This is a genomic window from Stutzerimonas sp. LR2 (assembly GCF_055755175.1).
Window position 1 is genome coordinate 1 of record NZ_JBVTRR010000002.1, and the last position, 21391, is coordinate 21391.

Below are 21391 nucleotides of genomic sequence, written 5' to 3' on the forward strand. Positions count from 1 at the left end.
TGCTTGTGCAATGGGGTGGTGGTCATGGGCGCCCCCTGAGCGTCAACGGATTCAGCCTAGCTCAAAAGCATTCCACCTAACTTAATAGAGCGCGTAATTGCTGCTACAAGCAATCAGCCCCTCCCGGGCCACCAGATCGCGCAACTCGTGGAATGGCTGGCCCATTTTGATGCCCAGCGCCTTCGCCTCGTTGCTTCGGCTCACGGCACAGCCATCGTTGTTGCTCAACACCACCACCGGCCTGCTCCGCAGCTCAGGGCGAAACAGGCGCTCGCAGCTCACATAGAAGTTGTTGCAGTCGACCAGGGCGAACATGGTCATCACCGCCGACGCAGCGCGTGCAGGTTGTCCGTCACAACGCCCCAAACTTCAAGCTCTTCCCCGTCCTGCAGGCTGATCGGCGGGTAATGGGGATTAGCCGCCATAAGCACCGGCCGGTCGGCAGCGTCATAGGTCAGAATCTTGGCTGTGAACTCACCATCAACCAAGGCGATTACAACTTCCCCTTGGTTGGCCACCGCAGCGCGATCAACCACCAGGACATCACCATCGTAGATCCCGATACCGTTCAGACTGTCGCCGCCGGCGCGCACCAGGTACACGGACGGAGCCCGTACATTCACGAGCTCATCGAGCGACAGGTATGTCTCGGCATAGTCCTCTGCAGGACTTGGAAAACCCGCACTGACGCGGGCCTCGACCATACGGACAAGGGTTTTGGAAGGGCGAAGGCGGCCAAGGATCAGGGTCATACGGCTTTAAGTTACTGTATAAATATACAGATATTAACCCGCCAGCAGCCTGTGGCAATGTCTGCTCATCCGAATCACCAAGGCACAACATGACCAAAGACGAGTTGCGCGCGGAGCTGGAGCGCCAAAAGCAGCGTTTCGAGACCGTGTACGGGGGCGAAGTCGTGACATATGCGGCTCAGCCAGAGCCAGAACGGAAGCCCTGGAAGAAGCGGCCGAGCCTCCTCGATGAGGCGTTCGCCGAGGAAATTCGCAAGGAACAGAAGCGTCAGACAGATCTACCCAGTTAACGCCACTTCATCCCAGTTAATGCCAAATCACCTTGCATCACGACCACTGTTGCGCAATACTGCGCGCATCGGAGTGACTGACCAGATGAGACCGAGCACTCCCCAGCGGCGAAAGCCGTAGTCGCGCAAGGCGGCTCGCAAGTGGTGTCTGGATCGCAATATTCGAAGAAGGCGCCTATGGCGCCTTTTTTCGTTTCTGGCTACCGCCTGGTAGAAACCGGCTCGCCTGCATACACCTTCGAGCACAGCAGACCGAATGCCATCCGGCCCGACAGCTGAGGGACAGGCATGCTTGGATCTTGTGGGTAGGCACTCTCGACTACCAGGTGCAGATCCTGCAGATGGCGATCCTCTTTCCGTGCTCGGCGCAGCTCGAAAAACACGTAGTAAGGCCCCTTTGGCGTTTCAATCTGGGTGACATGCGCCCAATTGCGCTGCGCCGCCGTCTGGTGAACCTTCGTTGCTGGATGAGTGAAACCAGAGATCACCCCGGGCAACGTGTGCGATAGGGTATAGCGCAGCTCACAGAATGAGCGAGGCCTACCGCCATGATCCATGATGATCGGATAAGCAGGATCATGAGCGGCAGCGTCATAGGTCGAGGTGAAGGCATGATTGGTGAATCGGACGTGAATGCGTAGATCCTTCTTCGCACGCTCACTTGGCAAGACCAGCTGGAAAGGATTGAGGTGATTCAGACAGTAGGTCCGATCTTGGATCACCAGCGGTTCAAAGTAAGGCTTGAGCAAGCGGCTTCCCTGCAAAGAGGAGGTTCACGAATCGTCATTCTACCCGTGTAACTGGCATCATAAAGCCACCAGTGATGGCTGAATCGAAATTGGACATGCGATTGACCGACTTTCCAACCACTGAAAAGGCTGCAGCAGCTCCACAGGTGCAACGCGACTTGCAGGAGCCATTGCCAGGTCGGAGCTCAATCAGCCCAGCTCGAATGCCAGCAGATAGCTATCCTTGCTCGACCAGTTATCAGTCCCTCCAATGTCCGATAGGCGTTTAGGTATCTGATAGCAGCACATCAATCAAGCCAAAGGAGTTGGGATGAGAGTTGTAGTCCTTGAGATTTCGAATTTCCGAGGTATTCGCCAAGGCACTATTCATTTCAAGCAGCACCCCGTACTGATAGGGGCTAACAACACCGGTAAAACTACCGTTATTGAAGCGCTCACGTTGTTATTTGGTCGAGAAAGAATGGTGCGTGAGCTAACAGAGCATGACTTTTTCGGCTCGGACCCCCAGCCTGCGGATCGAATCAAACTCATCGCGACTATCACCGGGTTCGCCTCTCAGGATCCAAGTGATCACTTGGACTGGTTTCGAGACGGACGGGGAGTTCCCAAATGGTTTGATGAAGCAACCTGCACCATTAGTCCTGTGCGAACCGATCAGGCGTCCATGTTGTGTTGCCAAATTGGTATTCAAGCTTATTTTGATCGAGATTCGCTGAGCGTTGAAATGGTCAGGTACTTTCATGACCACGACAACCCCATGGATCCATTTGCTGATGACGCGCCCGTGGGCGTCCCGTCTGCATTAATCAAGGAAGTTGGCTTTTTTCTTGTGAGAGCCAGCAGGACTTGGGACAAGGTCTTCTCTTGGAGCAGTGAATTGTTCCGTCGAACTTTGCATGCCGCGGCAGCACAGCCCGCATCCGCAATTCTTGCAGAGCGGGATCGGCTTAGACGGCCAGCAGCGCCCATTGAAAATGATCAGCAAATCTCTGCGCTAATTAGGAGCGTAAATACTGAACTCGCGAAATGCATTCCTAATGCGCCAACTGTCCAACTAAGGGTTACCAGCACCGATAGTCGGTCTCTCTTGGATTCCGTTGCGGCGCATTTTTCCGTGGGGGCCGGTTTAGGCGTTCCTGCAGGTAGGCAAGGAAGCGGCTTAATTTCGCTTCAGGGGTTGTTGCTACTACTTGAACTCGGAAGAGGTCGTGCTGCTGCCGGCGAAGGTTTTTTAATGGCGTTGGAGGAGCCTGAACTGCACCTGCCTCCAGCGGGGCAGCAACAGCTGGTTCAGCGTGTTCAAGCACTATCCACCCAGACTTTTATTACTACGCATTCGCCTCTTATTGCTGCGATTTCCGATCCCACATCGGTGATGATCCTTCGTAACGTTGACGGGCAGCTGTCGGCATTACCATTTCTACCAGAGAAGCTATCGCCCGAGGCACCTAACTGGAAACGCAAATACTTCCAACAAAGTCGAGTGGATATTCTTTCAGCCCTCATGCATCCGTGCGTTCTTGTGCCTGAGGGGCGAGCGGACTTCCAGTTGCTAAAAACTATCCTTCGCTCATTGATGCTGAGGGAGGAGTGGGCGGTGGATGTAGAGGCAGTATTTGGACTCGAAGTTGGAGTCGTGCCAACAGAAGATGCCAAAGTAGTTGAGACCTATCAGCTTCTTTCTGCTTGCCATCCACATGTCTGCTGCCTTGTGGATGGCGATGCAGATGGGCACCGTTACACAAGGGGACTGCGAGGGACACAGACTCCCCCGCCAGTGATCATCAGGTGGGCAGATGGTGAAATGATCGAGGACGTGATCGGATGGGTTCTCGAAGCTGATGAGGAGCAAGTGGTACATGCGCTCGCCGATGTGCCTGTCGAGCCACCGACATCTGCAGCAGACATTGTTGCGCACCTGAAGCTCAAGAAAATGGACGTAATCTGCTACGAAGCGATAGCAGACGCGATTGTGAATTCTACGGAGTGTCGCCGCAGAGCCACTGACCTGTTTGGAGCGTTGGCGTTAGCTTGCTCTGCAAGGCCGAACGAGCAGTTCGCTCAAGTGGATGATGGTGTCTGGATCTTCCATCGATGACTGTCAGTTCATTTTCGGGGCCCGCAGGATGTGGGAAGACCTTCCAGCTAATGGCTTCGCTCACCGCTCAACTGAGAAATCAGCCGCTGCTGAGCGGCCAGAAAGTGCTTGCTTTGACATTTATGCATGGTTCAAGGCGGCGACTTGAGGATCGGATGGCAGGAGTCGTCGGTCTGGATCGTCGTTATGAGTGCAGCACCCTCGACAGCTTCGCATGGCGTGTCGTGAGTCGCTGGAGATCTCTCGTTAACTATCTGGGCAGGGACTTTCCTGAGGTGGGCGCATATGAGCAAATTTGCAACTTGGCGTCCGAATTGCTCGCGCGTGAGGAGGTTGCCCGTTGGGTCGCCGCTGCCTTCCCTGTAGTCGTGGTTGATGAGGCACAAGACTTAACCCTTAATCGACTTTCCATTATTCAATCACTTGCTGCGCATTTGGAGCTACTAATTGCGTCAGATGAGTTTCAATGCTTAGCGGATGAGCTTCGTCCAAATCCAGCATGTGCTTGGCTAGCAGCGATTGGGAATGAAGTCGTTTTGAATCAACCCATGCGGACAAACGATCAAGATTTACTCGCTGCTGCTAGGGCGGTAAGAGCCGGGGAGGCGCCTATTAGCACTGGGCGATTCAAGGTGGTGGCGACTGCTAACGCTGGGTTGGCAGGTACTTGGGTATCGAATGCGATCAGTTGGAATAGAGTCGGGAATAGGGTTGCGATTATTACACCGACAATGGGCGATTTCGCTCGTGCAGTGTGTAACTGGGTAGGGACTCGAACCACGAGCAGAGGGAACGGCCCCCACCACATAATTTTGGAACAATCAGAGTCGGCACAAGCGGATGCTTTAATAGAAGAAATGGCATTGCCGGTTCAAGCTGATTTCGCTGAAGCCTTAGCCCTGATGGATGGTAAGCCACGAGGAATTGCCCAAGACGTTGTTCGTTGGATCAAACGGCAACGAAGAACTCAAGGGCAGACCGTATTCTCACGACAGGATCTGGAAAAAACGATCCGCCAGGCACTCTCAAATAAACGCCGTCTTGCTGCCGGTGATGGTTCAGGGATTCGAGCCATGACGGTGCACGGTGCGAAGAACCGAGAGTTTGATTTGGTGCTTGTACTTTGGCCAGCAGCGGTCGGAGGCGACGAAACTCAGCAGAGGCGTCTTCTCTACAATGCGATAACCCGAGCGAAGGGCCAATGCATTGTCTTGGTTCAAAGGGCGAGAGCTATGACCGAGCCTCCATTTAATTAGGGCTTCACCGCCAGGCCCGAGCGGTGAAGATCTTGGTGTGCATTCTAAGCCAAGGAATAAGATATATGGATATCATGCTCAAGTAATGATGGAAGGTAGGCTTAGGCTAGCGGTATTGGGATTGATCTCTGGCTGAGTCTAAATCGTCGAGAAATTTATTGGTTGGCCGGTAAGAATTGCTATATTCGCTGTGAATGTTGTGGTTTGTTAGTCGGATGTACTTGGCTAGCTCGCCCTCGTCGCGGAAGGCTATGGCAATAATGAAGAGGGTGAGTCCACCCCAAATCCATTTTAGTGGCCACTCATAATACCAGCGTGTAGCCTCAATTTTGAGGACAATTATCTCTGCTAATGTCGGGTTGTCAGGCGTGGAGAATAGATATCCAAGTAGCGACAGCGCTATTATTGTTTGGCAGATGTAACGTAGGAAGGACGCTTCTTTGCGTTCCGCCATGAAGTTCTCGTAGTCTCTGTAGGCTGCGGAATTTGAGTTTTTAATAGCCCATGTTCTGAGTTCGTTGGCGCGTACGTAGTGGCTCTTGTCTAGCTCTTCTTGAGGTCTTCTCCAGTCGCCCAATGTGTAAGATTTTCTTGTTAGCTTGTAGATTGTAATGTCGATTAAAATTCCAAAAATGAGCTTACCGACTAAGCCTATGCCGGGGATTAGTAGGCCGAATGTTATGGTGAACAATCCAATTATCGTAGCGGCCTCCGAAAGATCGATATTGTTTTTGGCCCAGGAAAGGCTTATTGAGCCTACGTTCAGGTCGTGGGCAAGTATCATGTAAGCATCTATGAAAGTTAGTGAAGCAATAAATATGAGTGCCCAGCGAGCCTCCATAGCTTTTTCTATCCCATGGAGTTTTAAGTTATTTAGGTCCATAGGCTTGACTCCTTTCTTTCAGTGTTGAGTTTGAGTTGATAATCAGGTCAGTTTTTTTGCCAGATCTTCAGCGCGCGGGTGGTAGTACCGCATGAGCATCCTGGTGTCTTGGTGGCCGGTGATCTTTGTCAACTCATGCAGGGGGAAAATCTCAGCCAGGCGTGATGTGGCCTCATGACGAAGGTCGTGGAATCTCAGGTCGGCTAGAAATGGATCCCTGGCAATGCGCTCCGCAATCTTGTCTTGCTCTAGCCCCTCGGATTTGAGATGCAGGATCATCCCTTCCTCATAAGCGCTACGAGCATCCCCTAGAGCATCCAGAAACGCCTTGGTGATGGTGTCCGGCTGGCTCCTGAAAACCCGACCATCATTTAGCTTTGGCTGGCTCTCAACGATGCCGGCGGCCCGGGTGGAAAGGGGGACGCCACGTGATGATCCATTCTTCGTCATCGGGAGGAGGGCGGTCCGCTTTGTCAAATCAACATTGGCGCGGAGCAGGCCAGAGATCTCGCTGCGGCGCATGCCTGTCTCAACGGCGAATCGAACGATCTGAGGAAGCTCTACCGAGCGTGAGTGCCGGCAGATCATTTCCAGCTCGTCTAGGTGCTCGCAAACAAGTTCATCGTTCTGAAGTGTCCATACATCTGCGCTCAGGATTCGCCTGTCTCGGGCGTCATCGACGCTCGGTTGACGGATCAGCTCGACGGGGTTGCTCAGCGACTCCATGCGCCACTCTTTTCGGGCGATAGTGAAGACGTGAGAGATAAGTGCTAGCTCACGGCGAACCGTAGCTGGAGCGAGACCTTCGGCTAGCCGTTCATCGCGGTAGTTAGCCAAATCGGCACCACGAATGCTTGCGAGCGAGCGAAGCGCGAGAGGGTGGCGCTGCATGGCTTGGATGCGCGATAGCTCGGAAGCACTGCTTCGTTTTTTGCTAGTCACCTCTGTGGCATACGTTTCTAAGGCCTTTGAGAATGACGTGGACTCAGCCTCATTTCGACTGACGAAGACGCCTGCATCCATCTCGCGCTCGATCATCGTTGCCCAGGTCTTGGCTTCTGCCTGGGTGTTGAATGTCCGCGCCTGAGGAGGCCATCCTTTGCGTCGAACCTGGACCTGCCACTGTGATGGGCCGCGCTTCCGAATCGTCGCCATTAGAATTCTCAGTGTGACAAAATTGTGCCAAATATCATAAAGGAATACCCATGGAAGCCGCAAAGACCGCGTTAATCCGCGTAACATTCCCTGTCGGGCCTTTGCAGTGCAACTGCACCATCATCGGCGACCCGCTGAGCAAGAAAGCCATTGTGGTCGACCCGGGTGGCGACCCAGAACTCATCATGGCGCGGCTGGAGGCCCATGGTCTGAAGGTGGTCAGCATCATCCACACCCATGCGCATCTGGATCACTTCCTCGCGTCCGGCAAGATGAAGGAGCGGACCGGCGCCACGCTGCATCTGCACAAGGCCGACCAGTTCCTCTGGGACAACCTGGAAATGCAGTGCCGCATGTTCGGCGTGCCCTATACGCCAGTGCCGGCGCCCGACCGGTGGCTGGCCGATGACGAGGAGCTGGCCTGCGGTTGCGGCGTGGCGTTGCATACACCCGGGCATACGCCGGGCTCGATGAGCTTCTGGTTCGCCGACGCCAAGCTGCTGATCGCTGGCGATACGCTGTTTCGCCGCGGAATCGGGCGCACCGATCTGTGGGGCGGCGACTACGCCAGCATCGAGCGGTCCATCCGGCAGCGGCTCTATGCCCTCGACGAAGACGCCACGGTGGTGACCGGCCACGGCCCGGATACCCGCCTGGGTGATGAGATGCGGGAAAACCCCTTCGTGCGTGCCTGATGTGCCGAGCCGTTGGACGGGTTCTGCCGCACGGTTCCTATTCTCGCGCATGGTCGATGGTAATCTAGCGCCGCATTCAGGGCTGCGCTCGGCGAGCGAAGGGACGGTCCTGGCAACTGACGAGAGAAGGAAGTGATTATGAAAATGCTGAACATGACCGCCCTGGCTGCAAGTGTCGCTCTGCTGGTCGGCTGCACCACCAACCCCTACACCGGCGAACAGCAGGCCGGCAAGGCGGGCGTCTATGGCGGTATCGGCGCTGTCAGCGGCGCGGTCATCGGTGCCGCGACCTCGAGCAAGAAGGACCGTACCAAGGGCGCGCTGATCGGCGCCGCGGTCGGTGGTGCGGCGGGCGGTGGCTATGGCTATTACGTCGATACCCAGGAAGCCAAGCTGCGCCAGACGCTGCAGGGCACCGGTGTTCAGGTTCAGCGCAATGGCGACAACCTGACTCTGATCATGCCGGGCAACATCACTTTCGCCAGCAACTCGGCGGACATCTCCAGCAGCTTCTACCCGACGCTGAACTCGCTGGTGCAGGTCTTCAAGGAGTTCAACAAGAACGGCGTCGACATCGTCGGCCATACCGACAGCACCGGTTCGCTGCAGCTGAACCAGGACCTGTCCAACCGCCGCGCGCAGAGCGTCGCGTCCTACCTGATCGCCAACGGCGTTGCTCCGGCGCGTATCTCTTCTTACGGTGCCGGCCCGAGCCAGCCGATCGCCAGCAACGATACGGCCGCCGGCCGCGCACAGAATCGTCGCGTCGAGATCAACCTTCGTCCGCTGTAACCGTGTCATAGGTTGCAGGGCTGCAATGGCCCTGCAACTGCCGAAATTCAGACGCCATTAATCCGCTATACCCTTCCGCCATGGAACCTCTCTGCGCTATTCGAATCTGACCTTCGATAGCACGCCGGTTGGCACAGAGGAGGTCGAATGGATGATCGTCCCGCTCTCCATTCCCGTAGGTCCTGGCTGCCAGTTCTGGTCGCACTGGCCCTGATGGCGGGCCTGGGAGGATGGATTGGCTGGCAATGGCACGTCCAGGAGCAGCGCAGCAAGGTCGAGCAGGAGCAGCGCTTCACGTTTGCCGTCGATGACATCGAGCACACCCTCCGCGAGCGGATGCGTGCCTACGAGATGGTGCTACGTGGGCTGGCTGGCGTTGTGGCTGGCAGCGACGAGGTCAAGGCCGACGACTGGGCGCGTGCCGCGGACCAGTTGCAGCTGCAGGACTTCTATCCCGGTATCCAGGCGGTTGCGCTGGCCCGCCATGCGACGCCGCAGACCCTGTCTGACCTGATCGCGCAGATTCGCGCCTCCGGCCGCGAGCGTTTCCGCATGTACCCGTCGGGTGAGCGCGACGAGTACGTGGTGACCGACTACATCCACCCGACCGACTGGCGCAATCGACGCGTGCTCGGTTTCGACCTGTTCAGCGAAGCGACCCGTCGCGAGGCCATCATCAGCTCCCGCGACAGTGGCAACCCGGTGCTGACTGGCCCGCTGCGGCTCAAGCAGGAAACCGACCAGAACGTGCAGTCTGGCGTGCTGCTGTTCTTCCCGCTCTATGCGCAGGCTGCCCCGGTGACCACCGAAGACGAGCGTCAGCGCGCGTTCATCGGCACCCTGCATGGCGCTTTTCGCCTGACCGACCTGATGGAAGGCATCCTGGGTTCGCGCAGCCGGATGCTGCAATTGCAGCTGTTCGATGCAGCCAGCCCCGATTCGCCGCTGCTGACGGGGCGTGCCCAGGTCAGCGCCGATGCCAAGTTCCAGCGCATCCGCAACATCTACATGTATGGCCGCAGCTGGCAGCTGCAGGTGGCGAGCACGCCGGAATACGAGGCGGTGCTGCGTGATAACAACCGGGCGTTCAACCTCGCCGCGGCGTTGACCGCCGCGGTGCTGTTCTCCCTGCTGGTGGGCGGCTATCTGTACCTGCGCGAGCGGGCGCTGCGCAGCAGTCAGGCGCTCAGCCTGCAACTGCAGGAGCGCGAAGCGCGGTTCCGCCAGCTGATCGAGCAGCTGCCGGTGGCGACGCTACTGTGCAACGCGGGCGGGCGCATCGAACTGGCCAACCAGAGCGCCGGGCAGCTGCTGGGCGGGCCGGCCGATCTGCTTGCCGGCGAACGGGTCAGCCGCTATGTGCCAGGTGTGCTCGGGGAGCAGATCCTCCGGCAACTGCGCGACACCACTCAGCTTGAGCTGCAGGCGCAGCGCGAAGACGGCACGCCGATTCCGGTGGCCGTCAGCCTGACCAGCTTCCGCCACGACGATGCGCTGTATTACGTCATCAACCTGCTCGATCTGCAGGCCCGCAAGCGGGACGACGAGCGCTTCCGCAACGTCGTGGAAGCCTCGCCCAATGCCTTCGTCCTGGTCGACACGCAGGGCAGCATCGTGATGGTCAATCGGCAGACCGAGCTGCTGTTCGGTTACACGCGCCAGGAATTGCTCGGCCAGCCGGTCGAGCTGCTGTTGCCGGAGGCACTGCGCGACGCGCACCGAGGCTTGCGACAGGGCTATACGGAACATCCCGAGCCGCGACGGATGGGCAGCAACCGCGAGCTGTTCGGTCTTCACCGTGACGGCAGCGCGCTGCCGGTGGAGATCGGTCTGTCGCCCTTGCGCAGCGGCGACGAACAGCTGGTACAGGCGGTGATCATCGATATCAGCCATCGCAAGGCTGCCGAGCGGCGGTTGCGCGAACAGGCCGATCAGCTCGCGGTGGCCAACCGCTACAAGTCGGAATTCCTCGCCAACATGTCCCACGAGCTGCGTACGCCGCTCAACAGCATCCTGATCCTCAGCGATCAGCTGCGACAGAACGGCGCCGGCAACCTCAACGACAAACAGGTCCGGCATGCCGACATCATCCATCGGGCCGGGCACGAGCTGCTGCAGCTGATCAACGACGTGCTGGATCTGGCCAAGATCGAATCCGGCCACATGCAGCTCAAGCTGGAACCGCTGAGCCTGCGCGATCTGCTCAGAGACCTGGAAGCTTCGCTTGGCAGCATGGCCGCGCAGAAGGGGCTGAGCCTGACCATGGAGGTCGATCCTGCGGTACCGCTGACACTGAACTCCGATCGCGCTCGCCTGCAACAGATCCTGAACAACCTGCTGACCAATGCGCTGAAGTTCACCGAGAAGGGCCAGGTCCAGCTGACGGCCAGTCTTCTGCCCGCCGATCAGGACGGGCGGCAGATGCTGCAGCTGCAGGTCCGCGACAGCGGCATCGGGATCGCCAAGGATCAGCAGGAGCGCATTTTCCAGGCCTTCCAGCAGATCGATGGCTCGATCAGTCGGCATTACGGCGGCACCGGGCTGGGGCTGGCGATCACGCGGCAACTGGTGGAAGTGCTGGGCGGCCAGGTAATGGTCAACAGCGAGCTGGGACAAGGGGCGACCTTCACCGTGCTGTTGCCGGTCGTCTCGGACGCACCCGCGGCGACCCAGGCCCAGCTGCCTCGCCAGCCGCAACGGCGCGGGCGCGGACCGGGGTTGCTGATCGTCGAGGACGATGCCGATTTCGCCTCGGTGGTGGCCGAGGTCGGGCAGAACCATGGCTTTACCAGCCTGATCTGCAGCACCGGCGAGCAGGGTCTGGAGGCGCTGCGCCGTGAGCATTTCGCCGCCGTGATTCTCGACATCCTGCTGCCGGACATCAGCGGCTGGCAGGTGCACCGTGAGCTGCGTGCCGACGAGCGGCACCAGGGCATGCCGGTAATCATCATCTCCTGCGTGCCGCAGCCGCATGACTGGCACGATGACGGTTCGCGCTATCTGGTCAAACCCGTGGCACAGGCCGAGCTGGAGCGCATCTTCATCGAGCTGGCCCGCCATGAGCACAACCCGCTGCGTCTGCTGCTGGTGGAAACCGATCCGCGCCGCCGCATGCTGATCCGCGACTATTTCGAACGGCTAGGGTACAGCGTGACCCTGGCTGCGACGGCCGAGGCGGCCAGGCTGGCCTATGCCGAACAGACGTTCCCCGTGGTGGTGGTCGACCATGAGCTGAGTGATGACAGCGGCCTCGACCTGCTCGATGCCCTCGAACGCTTGCGCTCGCTGCGTGGCGTCACCGTGCTGCTGAACAGCCGGCAGCCGCTGTCGGACGAGGAAATGCAACGCTTGCGCCGCTATTCGGCGATGACGCTGTCCAAGGAGGAAGATGTGGAACGCATGGGAGCATTGATACGACCGGAGCCGGCGGCGGCGTCGCCGAGCCCGGCCGCCTCGCTACAGGTGGCGTCCGCCGGGCAGCGTGTGCTGCTGGTGGACGAGGATGTGCGGCTGATCTATTCGCTGACGGCCCAGCTCGACGAGCTGGGTTTGCCGGTGGTGCCGGCAACCAGCGCCGACGAGGCGGTCGAACGTTTCGAAGAGGATGCCTTCGATCTGGTACTGCTGGACATGAGCCAACCCGGAGCGGAAGGTCCGGAGTTGGCACGAACACTCAAACAGGACCATGACTGCCAGGCGCCGATCGTAGCCCTGGTAACCGTGGCCGATGCCGAGACGCGCGAGCGCTGCATCGCCGCGGGGGCCGACGACCTGTTGCTCAAACCGGTCGAAACCCCGGCACTGGCGGCGTTGCTGCGTCAATGGTTGGGGCTGGCAGTGGGTGCGGCTGATGCTGGAGAGGAGTGAGCGAGGAGTGCGCGCTGAACATGGCTGTAGTGGAAACGAAGCCCGATCGATATCGCCCGACGCGGTCGATGGCTGGCGAACATGCTTGTTGCCAACCGTTCGGCAAGGTTGGCTCGGAGGTTGGCGATGAGTCAGACGCAGCTTAAGGCCAAGCCACGCAGCCGCACGCTGTTGGTGGTGGACGATCGCGAAGCCAATCTGGTGGCGATGGAGGCTCTGCTCGGCGACGGTGACTGGCAGGTGCATACCGTCAACTCCGGCGAGGCGGCGCTCAAGGCGCTGCTCGAACTGGACGTGGAGCTGGTGCTGCTGGACGTGCAGATGCCCGGCATGGATGGCTTCGAGGTTGCGCGGCTGATGCGCGGCAGCCCGCACACGCGCTACACGCCGATCATCTTCGTCTCGGCCATCGCGCATACCCGCGACTCGGTGCTGCGCGGTTACGCCACCGGGGCGGTGGATTTCATCCTCAAGCCGTTCGACCCTCAGGTGCTCAAGCACAAGATCAACACGCTGCTGGCCCACGAGCACAATCGCCGCGACCTGCAGCTGCTCACCCAGCAACTCGACAGCGCCCGCGCGTTCAATGCCTCGGTGCTGAGCAACGCGGCCGAAGGCATCCTGGTGGTCGCCGAGGATGGCTACATCAGCTTCGCCAATCCGGCGATCGCCGGCATGTTGCACACCCGCGTAGAGGACCTGCAGGGTACGCCGCTGCTGTCGCATCTGGCGGCGCCGGAAATGCCCGACAGCTGGCACGAATCGGACTTCTATCGCTACTGGCGCAGTGGTTCGACCTATCGCCTGCACGAGGCGCAGCTGCACACTGCCAACGGCACGCCCTTGCCGGTGGCGCTGTCCAGCTCGCCGCTGCCACGCCAGCAGCGTTCAATGGTGGTCATTGCGCTGGACATGTCGGTGGTGCGCAATCTCCATACGCAGCTGGAAACCCAGGCGGTAACCGATTCGCTCACCGGACTGCTCAATCGCCGCGGCTTCCATCAGGCGCTCGAGTCGTCGCTGGCACGGGTAGACCGCAACGGCAAGCGGATGGCCATCCTCTATATCGACCTGGACGGCTTCAAGCGCATCAACGACTCCCTCGGCCACGACGCGGGCGATGAAATCCTCTGCAAGGTGGCGCGTCTGCTGGAAACCTGCATGCGCCCCTACGACATCATCGCGCGCATGGGCGGGGACGAATTCACCGCGCTGCTCGATTCGCTCGATCATCCGGAAGACGCGGCACGGGTGGCGGAAAAGCTCATCGAACTGATCTCTGTGCGACACAAGATCGACGGCACCGAGGTGACCCTTGGTGCGAGCATCGGCATTGCCCATTTTCCGGATTGCGGCGTCAGCGTCGACCAACTGCTGCGCTCGGCGGACATGGCCATGTACGAGGCCAAGCGTGCCGGTCGCCGCCAGTACCGCTTCTTCTCCAGCGACATGAACGAGCGTGCCCACGCGCGGCTGATGATGGAGGAGAACCTGCGCAGCGCCACCGAACGCAATGACTTCGAACTGCTCTTCCAGCCGCAGGTGATGCTGGCCAGCGGCAAGCTCCGGGGCTTCGAAGGGCTGCTGCGCTGGCCGCAGGGCGATGCCGGCGAGAACCAGCCGGGCAATTTCATTCCGCTGCTGGAGGAAACCCGGCTGATCGAGCGGGTGGGGGAATGGGTGCTGCGCGAGGGCATGGACCAGTACTGCCGGTGGCTGCCCGCATTCGGCAGCGACCTGATCCTCAGTCTAAACGTCAGCCCGGTTCAGTTCAGCCGCGCGGGACTGTTCGACGTGCTGCGACGGCTGCTCGACGAGTACCAGCTGAACCCTGCGCAGCTGGAACTGGAAGTCACCGAAGGCACCCTGATGCAGGATCTGGAACAGAGCTGCGAGAAGCTCCGCCAGCTGCGCAAGCTCGGCGTGCGGGTGGCGATCGACGACTTCGGCACCGGTTATTCGTCGCTGGCGTATCTGCGCCACTTCGAACTGGATACGCTGAAGATCGATCGGCTGTTCATCGCCAACATGCTGGACTCGCCGCGCGATGCGGCGGTCGTCAGCACCATTATCGACCTGGGGCGCAACCTCGGCCTGGAAGTGGTGGCCGAAGGGGTGGAAACCCTGGCTCAGCGTGACTGGCTGCTGCACAACGGCTGCGACGTCATGCAGGGCTTCCTGGTGTCACCGGCGGTGACCGCCGAGCAGGCCCGGGCGTTTCCGGCCAGCGTGTCCTGGGGCGCGCTCTGAACGGTCAGCGCCGCGTCGGGTAGTCCTGATGCAGCTGGGCCAGTTGTGCGTCCTTCTCGGTCCACAGCTGGTTGACCCACTGCTGGAAGGCCAGGCGGTAGGACTCGTCCTGATCGTAGTTCCGGCGCAGGAACTCGGCAGGGATCGGCTGCGCCTCGACCCGTACCACGACCCGAGGGATATTGCCGGCCAACAGGTCCCAGAAGCTCGGGCGACCGTCCGGGTAGTGGATGGTGATGTTGATCAGCGCGGATAGCTGCTCGCCCATGGCGTCGATGACGAAAGCGATGCCGCCGGCCCTCGGCTTGAGCAGATGTCGATAGGGCGAGGCCTGCTCGGCGTGCTTGTCTTCGGTGAAGCGGGTGCCTTCCAGGAAATTGAACACCGACACCGGGTTGGTCCGATAACGCTCGCAGGCCCGGCGCGTGGTGGCCAGATCCTCGCCGCGCTTTTCCGGGTGCTTGGCCAGGTATTCCTTGCTGAATCGCTTCATGAAGGGAAACTCCAGCGCCCACCAGCACAGGCCGATCACCGGCACCCAGATCAGCTCCTGCTTGAGGAAGAACTTGAGGAACGGCATGCGCCGGTTGAGCTGGTATTGCAGCACGAGAATGTCCGCCCAGCTCTGGTGGTTGCTGGTCACCAGGTAGGAGTGATGCATGTCGACCTGATCCAGGCCCTGCACGTCCCAGCGGATCGGGCGAACCAGATCCATCCAGAAGCTGTTCATCGCGATCCAGGACTCGGCGATCCAGTGCATGCCGAAGCGCAGGCTGCGTTGTACCGCTGGAACGGGAAGCGCCAGCTTGAGCAGCGACAGGGCGAACAGCGGCCAGCACCAGAACAGGGTATTGAGCGCCAGCAGCAGGGCGGCGAGGCTGCCGCGCAGTGGGGCGGGGAGGAAGCTCAGCATGAAATTCTCATCGATACGGCTGATTCGAGGCGCCAAGAGTAGCGATTATGCGCTGAACTGCAACTATCGAGAGTGGTGGCAATGGCTGCCGCCGACGCGCAGGCGCGGCGGCAGCCATCGTCAGAAGGCCGATCAGCCCTTCTGGTTAGCGGCCTGCAGGGCCGTGAGGGCGATGGTGAAGACGATGTCGTCCACCAGGGCGCCGCGCGACAGGTCGTTCACCGGCTTGGCGAGGCCTTGCAGCATCGGACCGACGCTGAGGCAGTTGGCGTTGCGCTGAACGGCCTTGTAGGTGGTGTTACCGGTGTTCAGGTCGGGGAAGATGAACACCGTGGCCTGGCCGGCCACCTTGCTGTTTGGCGCCTTCTGCCGGCCGACGCTGAGCACGGAAGCGGCGTCGTACTGCAGGGGGCCGTCGATCGGCAGGTCCGGTGCACGCTCCTGAGCGATGCGGGTGGCTTCGGCGACCTTCTCGACTTCCGCACCGCTGCCGGAGCTGCCGGTGGAGTAGCTGATCATCGCCACGCGGGGATTGACGCCCAGCGCCACGGCGGACTCGGCGCTCTGCAGAGCGATCTCGGCCAGTTCGGTGGCGCTCGGGTTCGGGTTCACCGCGCAGTCGCCATAGACCAGCACCTGATCCGGCAGCAGCATGAAGAACACCGAAGACACCAGGCTGTAGCCCGGCGCGGTCTTGATCAGCTGCAGGGCCGGGCGAATGGTGTTGGCGGTGGTGTGCACGGCACCGGAAACCAGGCCGTCCACTTCGTCCAGCGCCAGCATCATGGTGCCGAGGACCACGGTGTCCTTCAGCTGCTCGCGGGCATCGTCGGGCGTCAGGCCCTTGGCCTTGCGCATCTCGCACATCGGCTCGACGTAGCGGTTGGCGATGCTGTCCGGATCGAGGATTTCCAGGCTGGCCGGCAGGGTGATGCCCTGCTCGCGGGCGACCTGCTGGACTTCCTCCGGCTTGGCCAGCAGCACGCAGCGGGCAATGCCGCGCTCCTGGCAGATGGCGGCGGCGCGGATGGTGCGCGGCTCGTTGCCTTCCGGCAGAACGATGCGCTTGTTGGCGTCCTGCGCGCGCTTGACCAGCTGATAGCGGAACGCCGCCGGTGACATGCGCAGCTCGCCACGCGGCACGCTGCAGCGGGTGTGGAGAAATTCGGGGTGCAGGTGCTTGGCGATGAAGTCGGTCACGCGGGTGGCGCGTTCGATGTCGTCCGCCGGGGTTTCCTTGTTCAGGCCGAACAGGTTGTTGGCCGTGTCGTAGGAGTTGGTCTCGACGGTCATCACCGGCAGGCCGCCGTCCAGCGCGGCCTTGCACAGCTCGAGGATGCGCGGGTCCGGCGCGAAGTCGCTGCACAGCAGCAGTCCGGCGAGCTTCTCGCCATTGAGCGAGGCCAGGCTGGCGGCGAGGATGATGTCGTCGCGGTCGCCCGGGGTCACCACCAGCACGCCGGAGCGCAGCAGTTGCACGGTGTTGGGCACGGCGCGGGCGCAGAGCACGATCTTGTTCACGCGGCGCTGGTCGGCCTCGCCGGCGTTGAGCACCTGGGCGCCGAGCAGTTCGGCGATGTCACGGGTGCGCAGGGCGTTGAGTTCCTCGGAGAACGGGATGGCGCCGAGCAGCTGGAAGTCGGCGCTGCCCAGCAGCGGCAGGTGCTGCTTGAGGCTGTCGACGAAAGCCGGCAGGCCTTCCTCGGTCTTGACCTTGTTGAGGATCACGCCGAGCACCTTGGGATCCTTGGCGCCGCCGTACAGCTGGGCCTGAATCTCGATGCGTTCGGCCAGACGCTTGAGGCTGTCGCTGCCCTGGGCCGCGATGAGGATGACCTCGGCGTCCAGGCTCTTGGCGAGCTGGGTGTTGATGCGTTGGGTGTAGTTGGACTCGCGGGTCGGCACCATGCCTTCGACGATGACCACGTCCTTGCCCACAGCGACTTGCTGGAAGCGGCTGACCACGTCCTCGAGCAACAGGTCGATCTCGCCATCGGCGAGCTGGCGCTCCACCTGTTCCAGCGGCAGCGGTTCGGGAGAGGTCAGGTTCAGCGTGCGCTCGACGAGGATGCAGGAGCGCTCGCGGCCCTGGTCGACCGGGAAGGGCTGGGCGATCGGCTTGAAGAAACCGACCTTCAGCCCGGCGCTTTCCAGCGCGCGGATCAGGCCGAGGCTGATGGAATTGAGGCCGCCGCCGAAACCGGTAGGGGCAAGGAAGAGTGTGTGCATGGCATCTCCTAGTGGACAGGGTGCTCGGGTAACGGGTGCCGGGCGGCGGCTAGGCTAGGCGACTCGCCCGAGGGCGGAAACTGCCGGATTGCCGCGGCGCTCAAGAGCGGAAACCCGACGGCATGGCCTGTCGGGTTTCGCTATCGCTGCTTGCCTGTTTGCGCTCAGGCGTCCAGCAGGGCCAGCGTGTCGAGGGCAATCTGGCGCTCCTCGTTGGTCGGCACGACCATGACGCGCGGGCTGCCCTGAGCCTGGATTTCGCCGGCGACACCACGAGTGCAGCGGGCGTTGGCTTCGGCATCGAGCTTGAAGCCGAACAGCTTGAGGTGCTCCAGGGTGCGCTCGCGTACGGCCGAGGAGTTCTCGCCGATGCCGCCGGTGAAGACCAGACCGTCCAGCTGCGGCAGGGCGCAGGACATGGCGGCCAGCGACTTGGCCAGGCGATAGCAGAACACCTCGAAGGCCAGCACGGCGCCCGGATGCCCGGCCTGACGCGCTTCGGCCAGGGTGCGCATGTCGTTGGACAGACCGGACAGCCCCTTCAGGCCGCTCTCCTTGTTGAGCATGTTGTCGATCTTGGCGAGGTCCCAGCCCAGGGTCTTGTGCAGGAAGTTGTGCAGGCTCGGGTCGACATCGCCGCTGCGGGTGCCCATCACCAGGCCTTCGAGCGGGGTCAGGCCCATGCTGGTGTCGCGGCTTTCACCATTGACCACGGCACAGGTGGAGCAACCGTTGCCCAGGTGAGCGACCAGCCAGCTGCTGTTGTCGACCGGTACACCGGCCAGCTCGGCGGCGCGCTTGCTGACATAGCGATGGCTGGTGCCGTGGAAACCGTAGCGGCGCACGCCATGGTCCTTGTAGAGCACGTCCGGCACGGCGTAGCGGTAGGCGTGCTCGGGCATGGTCTGGTGGAAGGCGGTGTCGAAGACGCCGACCTGCGGTAGTTCCGGGAAGAGGTTGATGGCGGCGTGGATGCCGCTCAGGTTGGCCGGGTTGTGCAGCGGCGCCAGCTGGATGTTGGCTTCGATTCCGGCCAGGGTTTCGTCGTTGAGCAGCGTCGAGGCGAAGAACTTCTCGCCACCGTGCACCACGCGGTGGCCGATGCCGTCCAGATGGCCACCGGCGGCATCTTCGACGCGCGGCAGGATCTGGGCCAGAGCAGCCTGATGATCGGCGTTGGGCACCTTGACGCTTTCCTTGCCAGCGGCGCTCTCGAAGTGGATGACGGCCTCCGGGCTGCCGATGCACTCGGCCAGGCCTTGTAGCGGGAAGGTCGCTTGCGCTTCGTTGACCAGGGCGAACTTGATCGACGAGCTGCCACAGTTAATCACCAGGATGTTACGAGCCGACATCGGTGCTCCTTGGATCTCTAATGTTATTGAAATGGGTGCCAAAGATACTTTTCGCGGATTCTTGCACATCGTCCATGAAAGCGATGCCATCCAAAGGTTGTAGTCCCACGTTCAATGGGACTACATCCTGGCCGCTGGCGACCAACGGCGCGGGCCCGTTCATCCATGCCCGGTTCGCAATCGGCGCGGTGGATGGTTAAACTTCGATATCCATTCTCTCAAGCAAAGGTTCTGCCCCATGCTGATTGCCGCTAACAAGGCTGTCTCCATCGACTACACACTCACCAACGACGCCGGTGAGGTGATCGACAGCTCGGCCGGCGGCGCGCCGCTGGTCTATCTGCACGGCGCCGGCAACATCATCCCCGGCCTGGAAAAGGCCCTCGAGGGCAAGCAGGGCGGTGACCAGATCCAGGTTTCCATCGAGCCGCAGGACGCTTACGGCGAGTACAGCCCGGAGCTGGTCGCTACGCTGAATCGCGCCATGTTCGAAGGCGTCGACGAACTCGAAGTCGGCATGCAGTTCCACGCCTCCGGTCCGGACGGCGGCATGCAGATCGTCACCATCCGTGACGTCGAAGGCGACGACGTGATCGTCGACGGCAACCACCCGCTGGCCGGCCAGCGCCTGAACTTCGACGTCAAGGTCGTCAGCGTGCGTGACGCCAGCGACGAAGAAGTGGCCCACGGCCATATCCATGGCGAGGGTGGTCACCACCACTGATCCGGCCGCCATAACGGCGACCGCACACACGGCGGCAGGAACGGCTGCCGTGCCGATCGAAAAAGAGAGCGCTCCGGTCGTGTGCCGGGGCGTTTTTTTGTCAGGAGAGATGTCATGAGCGCATTCCATCAATTGGTGTTGCCAGGCCTGGGCGGCGAGGAATTGCCGCTGGCGCAGTTCGGCGATCGGATCACGCTGGTGGTCAATGTCGCCTCCCAGTGCGGACTGACGCCGCAGTACGCCGGCCTCGAGCGGTTGCAGCAGCAGTACGCCGCTCGAGGCTTCAGCGTGCTGGGTGTGCCGTGCAATCAGTTCGCGGCGCAGGAGCCCGGCAGCGACGATGAGATCCGCTCGTTCTGCACGCTGAATTACGGCGTCAGCTTCCCCCTGAGTGGCAAGCTCGAAGTCAATGGACCGCAGCGTCATCCGCTGTATCGGCTGCTGGCGGGTGAGGGCGCCGATTTCCCCGGGGACATCAGCTGGAACTTCGAGAAGTTTCTCGTCGGCAAGGACGGTCGCGTCCTGGCGCGCTTCTCGCCGCGCACCGCGCCGGACGATCCTGCCTTGATCCAGGCGATCGAAAGCGCTCTGGCCTGATCCCGCCTCTCGCGACCGCAGCCGCGGTCGCGCTTCTTTTTCCCGCCTTGCGTGTTGTGCCATCGCTGCCATGGTTGCGGCTGGATAAGCGCCATGGATGATGCTGTGCCGGCGAGACGACCGGTCATATTCTCGGTGCATGAGCAATCCAGCACGCAACGACAAGCGCGACCTGATCCTGTCCAAAGGCGCCCAGGTGATGACCCGCCGCGGCTATCACGGGACCGGGGTGCAGGAAATCGTCCAGGCCGCAGGGATCCCCAAGGGCTCGTTCTATCACTACTTCGCCAGCAAGGAAGATTTCGCCCTGCAGGCGCTGGAGTACATCTATGCGCCGCGGCTGGAGCGCTATCGGCTGGCGTTGAGCAATGCCTCCTTGCCACCCGTGCAACGCATCCTGGATTACTACGCCGATCTCGTAGCGCACTTCGCCCGTCAGGAACGGCCGGAGTATCACTGCTTCATCGGTAGCCTGAGCTTCGAGATGGCGGAACTCTGTCCGCCGATCGCAACCCGGCTCAGCGAGATTCTGACGCGCTCCGTCGAGCTGCTCGCGCACTGCCTGGAGCAGGGGCGCAGCGCTGGTGCGCTTGCACCGGACAGCGACTGTCGGGCCGTTGCCGAGTTCATCAGCAACGCCTGGGAAGGCGCGCTGCTGCGCATGAAAGTGAGCGGCAGCGTCGCCCCGCTACAGGTTTTCCTCCAGCAGCTCGAGCGCCTGTTGGCGCCGGCTGCGCCTCGTTTGCCGAGCCACGAGCGCTCGGTTGCCTTGCCCAGATGAATAAAAAG

Annotated in this window: 17 protein-coding genes and 1 pseudogene; 10 read left to right on the top strand and 8 right to left on the bottom strand. The window is 61.0% G+C overall.

Annotation, left to right across the window (positions count from 1 at the left end):
• Positions 1–84 precede the first annotated feature (84 nt).
• Positions 85–321: pseudogene (locus tag ACVRRC_RS06280) on the bottom strand (Y-family DNA polymerase); the annotation flags it as partial.
• The gene (locus ACVRRC_RS06285) at positions 321–752 is read right to left on the bottom strand and encodes a translesion error-prone DNA polymerase V autoproteolytic subunit (protein WP_322319433.1); all 432 of its coding nucleotides are present in this window, start codon (positions 750–752) and stop codon (positions 321–323) included. The pseudogene ACVRRC_RS06280 and the gene ACVRRC_RS06285, both read right to left, overlap by 1 nt.
• An 89-nt stretch (positions 753–841) precedes the next feature.
• Between ACVRRC_RS06285 and ACVRRC_RS06290 the strand changes: the two genes are divergently transcribed.
• Complete coding sequence (locus ACVRRC_RS06290; RefSeq protein WP_322319434.1) at positions 842–1042, top strand: hypothetical protein; 201 nt, start codon at positions 842–844, stop codon at positions 1040–1042.
• 200 nt (positions 1043–1242) lie between these two features.
• Here the strand turns inward: ACVRRC_RS06290 and ACVRRC_RS06295 are convergent, their stop codons facing one another.
• On the bottom strand, positions 1243–1791 hold the full coding sequence (locus tag ACVRRC_RS06295; RefSeq protein WP_472996765.1) for a hypothetical protein: 549 nt from the start codon (positions 1789–1791) through the stop codon (positions 1243–1245).
• 310 nt (positions 1792–2101) lie between these two features.
• Here ACVRRC_RS06295 and ACVRRC_RS06300 point away from each other — a divergent pair, with 310 nt between their 5' ends.
• Positions 2102–3889, top strand: coding sequence for an ATP-dependent nuclease (locus tag ACVRRC_RS06300; RefSeq protein WP_472996766.1), 1788 nt, complete (start codon positions 2102–2104; stop codon positions 3887–3889).
• Positions 3886–5145: an ATP-binding domain-containing protein gene (locus tag ACVRRC_RS06305; protein ID WP_472996767.1), complete on the top strand. Its 1260-nt coding sequence runs from the start codon at positions 3886–3888 to the stop codon at positions 5143–5145. The genes ACVRRC_RS06300 and ACVRRC_RS06305 overlap by 4 nt, the downstream gene beginning before the upstream one ends.
• A 106-nt stretch (positions 5146–5251) precedes the next feature.
• Here ACVRRC_RS06305 and ACVRRC_RS06310 read toward each other — a convergent pair whose 3' ends face one another.
• Positions 5252–6028, bottom strand: a complete 777-nt coding sequence (locus ACVRRC_RS06310; RefSeq protein ID WP_472996768.1) for a hypothetical protein — start codon at positions 6026–6028, stop codon at positions 5252–5254.
• Positions 6029–6070: 42 nt separating this feature from the next.
• Positions 6071–7183 (bottom strand): tyrosine-type recombinase/integrase, encoded by a 1113-nt coding sequence (locus ACVRRC_RS06315; RefSeq protein ID WP_472996769.1) that lies wholly within the window; start codon positions 7181–7183, stop codon positions 6071–6073.
• 50 nt (positions 7184–7233) lie between these two features.
• On the opposite strand from ACVRRC_RS06315, the gene ACVRRC_RS06320 reads away from it, so the two are divergent.
• The 4 genes from ACVRRC_RS06320 (at position 7234) to ACVRRC_RS06335 (ending at position 14787) form a co-directional block, all read left to right on the top strand.
• Complete coding sequence (locus tag ACVRRC_RS06320) at positions 7234–7878, top strand: MBL fold metallo-hydrolase (RefSeq protein WP_472996770.1); 645 nt, start codon at positions 7234–7236, stop codon at positions 7876–7878.
• Between the two features lie 138 nt (positions 7879–8016).
• Positions 8017–8670: a YiaD family glycine zipper/OmpA-like lipoprotein gene (locus tag ACVRRC_RS06325; protein WP_011912305.1), complete on the top strand. Its 654-nt coding sequence runs from the start codon at positions 8017–8019 to the stop codon at positions 8668–8670.
• Positions 8671–8817: 147 nt separating this feature from the next.
• Entirely contained in the window at positions 8818–12537 is a 3720-nt protein-coding gene (locus ACVRRC_RS06330; RefSeq protein ID WP_423567201.1) for a CHASE domain-containing protein, read from the top strand.
• 126 nt (positions 12538–12663) lie between these two features.
• Positions 12664–14787: a two-component system response regulator gene (locus ACVRRC_RS06335; protein ID WP_011912307.1), complete on the top strand. Its 2124-nt coding sequence runs from the start codon at positions 12664–12666 to the stop codon at positions 14785–14787.
• Between the two features lie 4 nt (positions 14788–14791).
• On the opposite strand, the gene ACVRRC_RS06340 is transcribed toward ACVRRC_RS06335, so the two are convergent.
• The 3 genes from ACVRRC_RS06340 to ACVRRC_RS06350 form a co-directional block, all read right to left on the bottom strand.
• The gene (locus tag ACVRRC_RS06340) at positions 14792–15700 is read right to left on the bottom strand and encodes an acyltransferase (RefSeq protein ID WP_019405565.1); all 909 of its coding nucleotides are present in this window, start codon (positions 15698–15700) and stop codon (positions 14792–14794) included.
• A 132-nt stretch (positions 15701–15832) separates the two neighbouring features.
• Positions 15833–17929, bottom strand: coding sequence for a phosphate acetyltransferase (gene pta / locus ACVRRC_RS06345; RefSeq protein WP_011912309.1), 2097 nt, complete (start codon positions 17927–17929; stop codon positions 15833–15835).
• 164 nt (positions 17930–18093) lie between these two features.
• Entirely contained in the window at positions 18094–19281 is a 1188-nt protein-coding gene (locus tag ACVRRC_RS06350) for an acetate kinase (RefSeq protein ID WP_011912310.1), read from the bottom strand.
• Positions 19282–19519: 238 nt separating this feature from the next.
• Here ACVRRC_RS06350 and ACVRRC_RS06355 point away from each other — a divergent pair, with 238 nt between their 5' ends.
• The 3 genes from ACVRRC_RS06355 to ACVRRC_RS06365 all read left to right on the top strand — a co-directional run bounded on the left by ACVRRC_RS06355 (position 19520) and on the right by ACVRRC_RS06365 (position 21383).
• Complete coding sequence (locus tag ACVRRC_RS06355) at positions 19520–20005, top strand: FKBP-type peptidyl-prolyl cis-trans isomerase (protein ID WP_011912311.1); 486 nt, start codon at positions 19520–19522, stop codon at positions 20003–20005.
• A gap of 114 nt (positions 20006–20119) precedes the next feature.
• Entirely contained in the window at positions 20120–20602 is a 483-nt protein-coding gene (locus ACVRRC_RS06360) for a glutathione peroxidase (RefSeq protein ID WP_011912312.1), read from the top strand.
• 139 nt (positions 20603–20741) lie between these two features.
• Entirely contained in the window at positions 20742–21383 is a 642-nt protein-coding gene (locus tag ACVRRC_RS06365) for a TetR/AcrR family transcriptional regulator (RefSeq protein WP_014595996.1), read from the top strand.
• Positions 21384–21391: the final 8 nt, after the last annotated feature.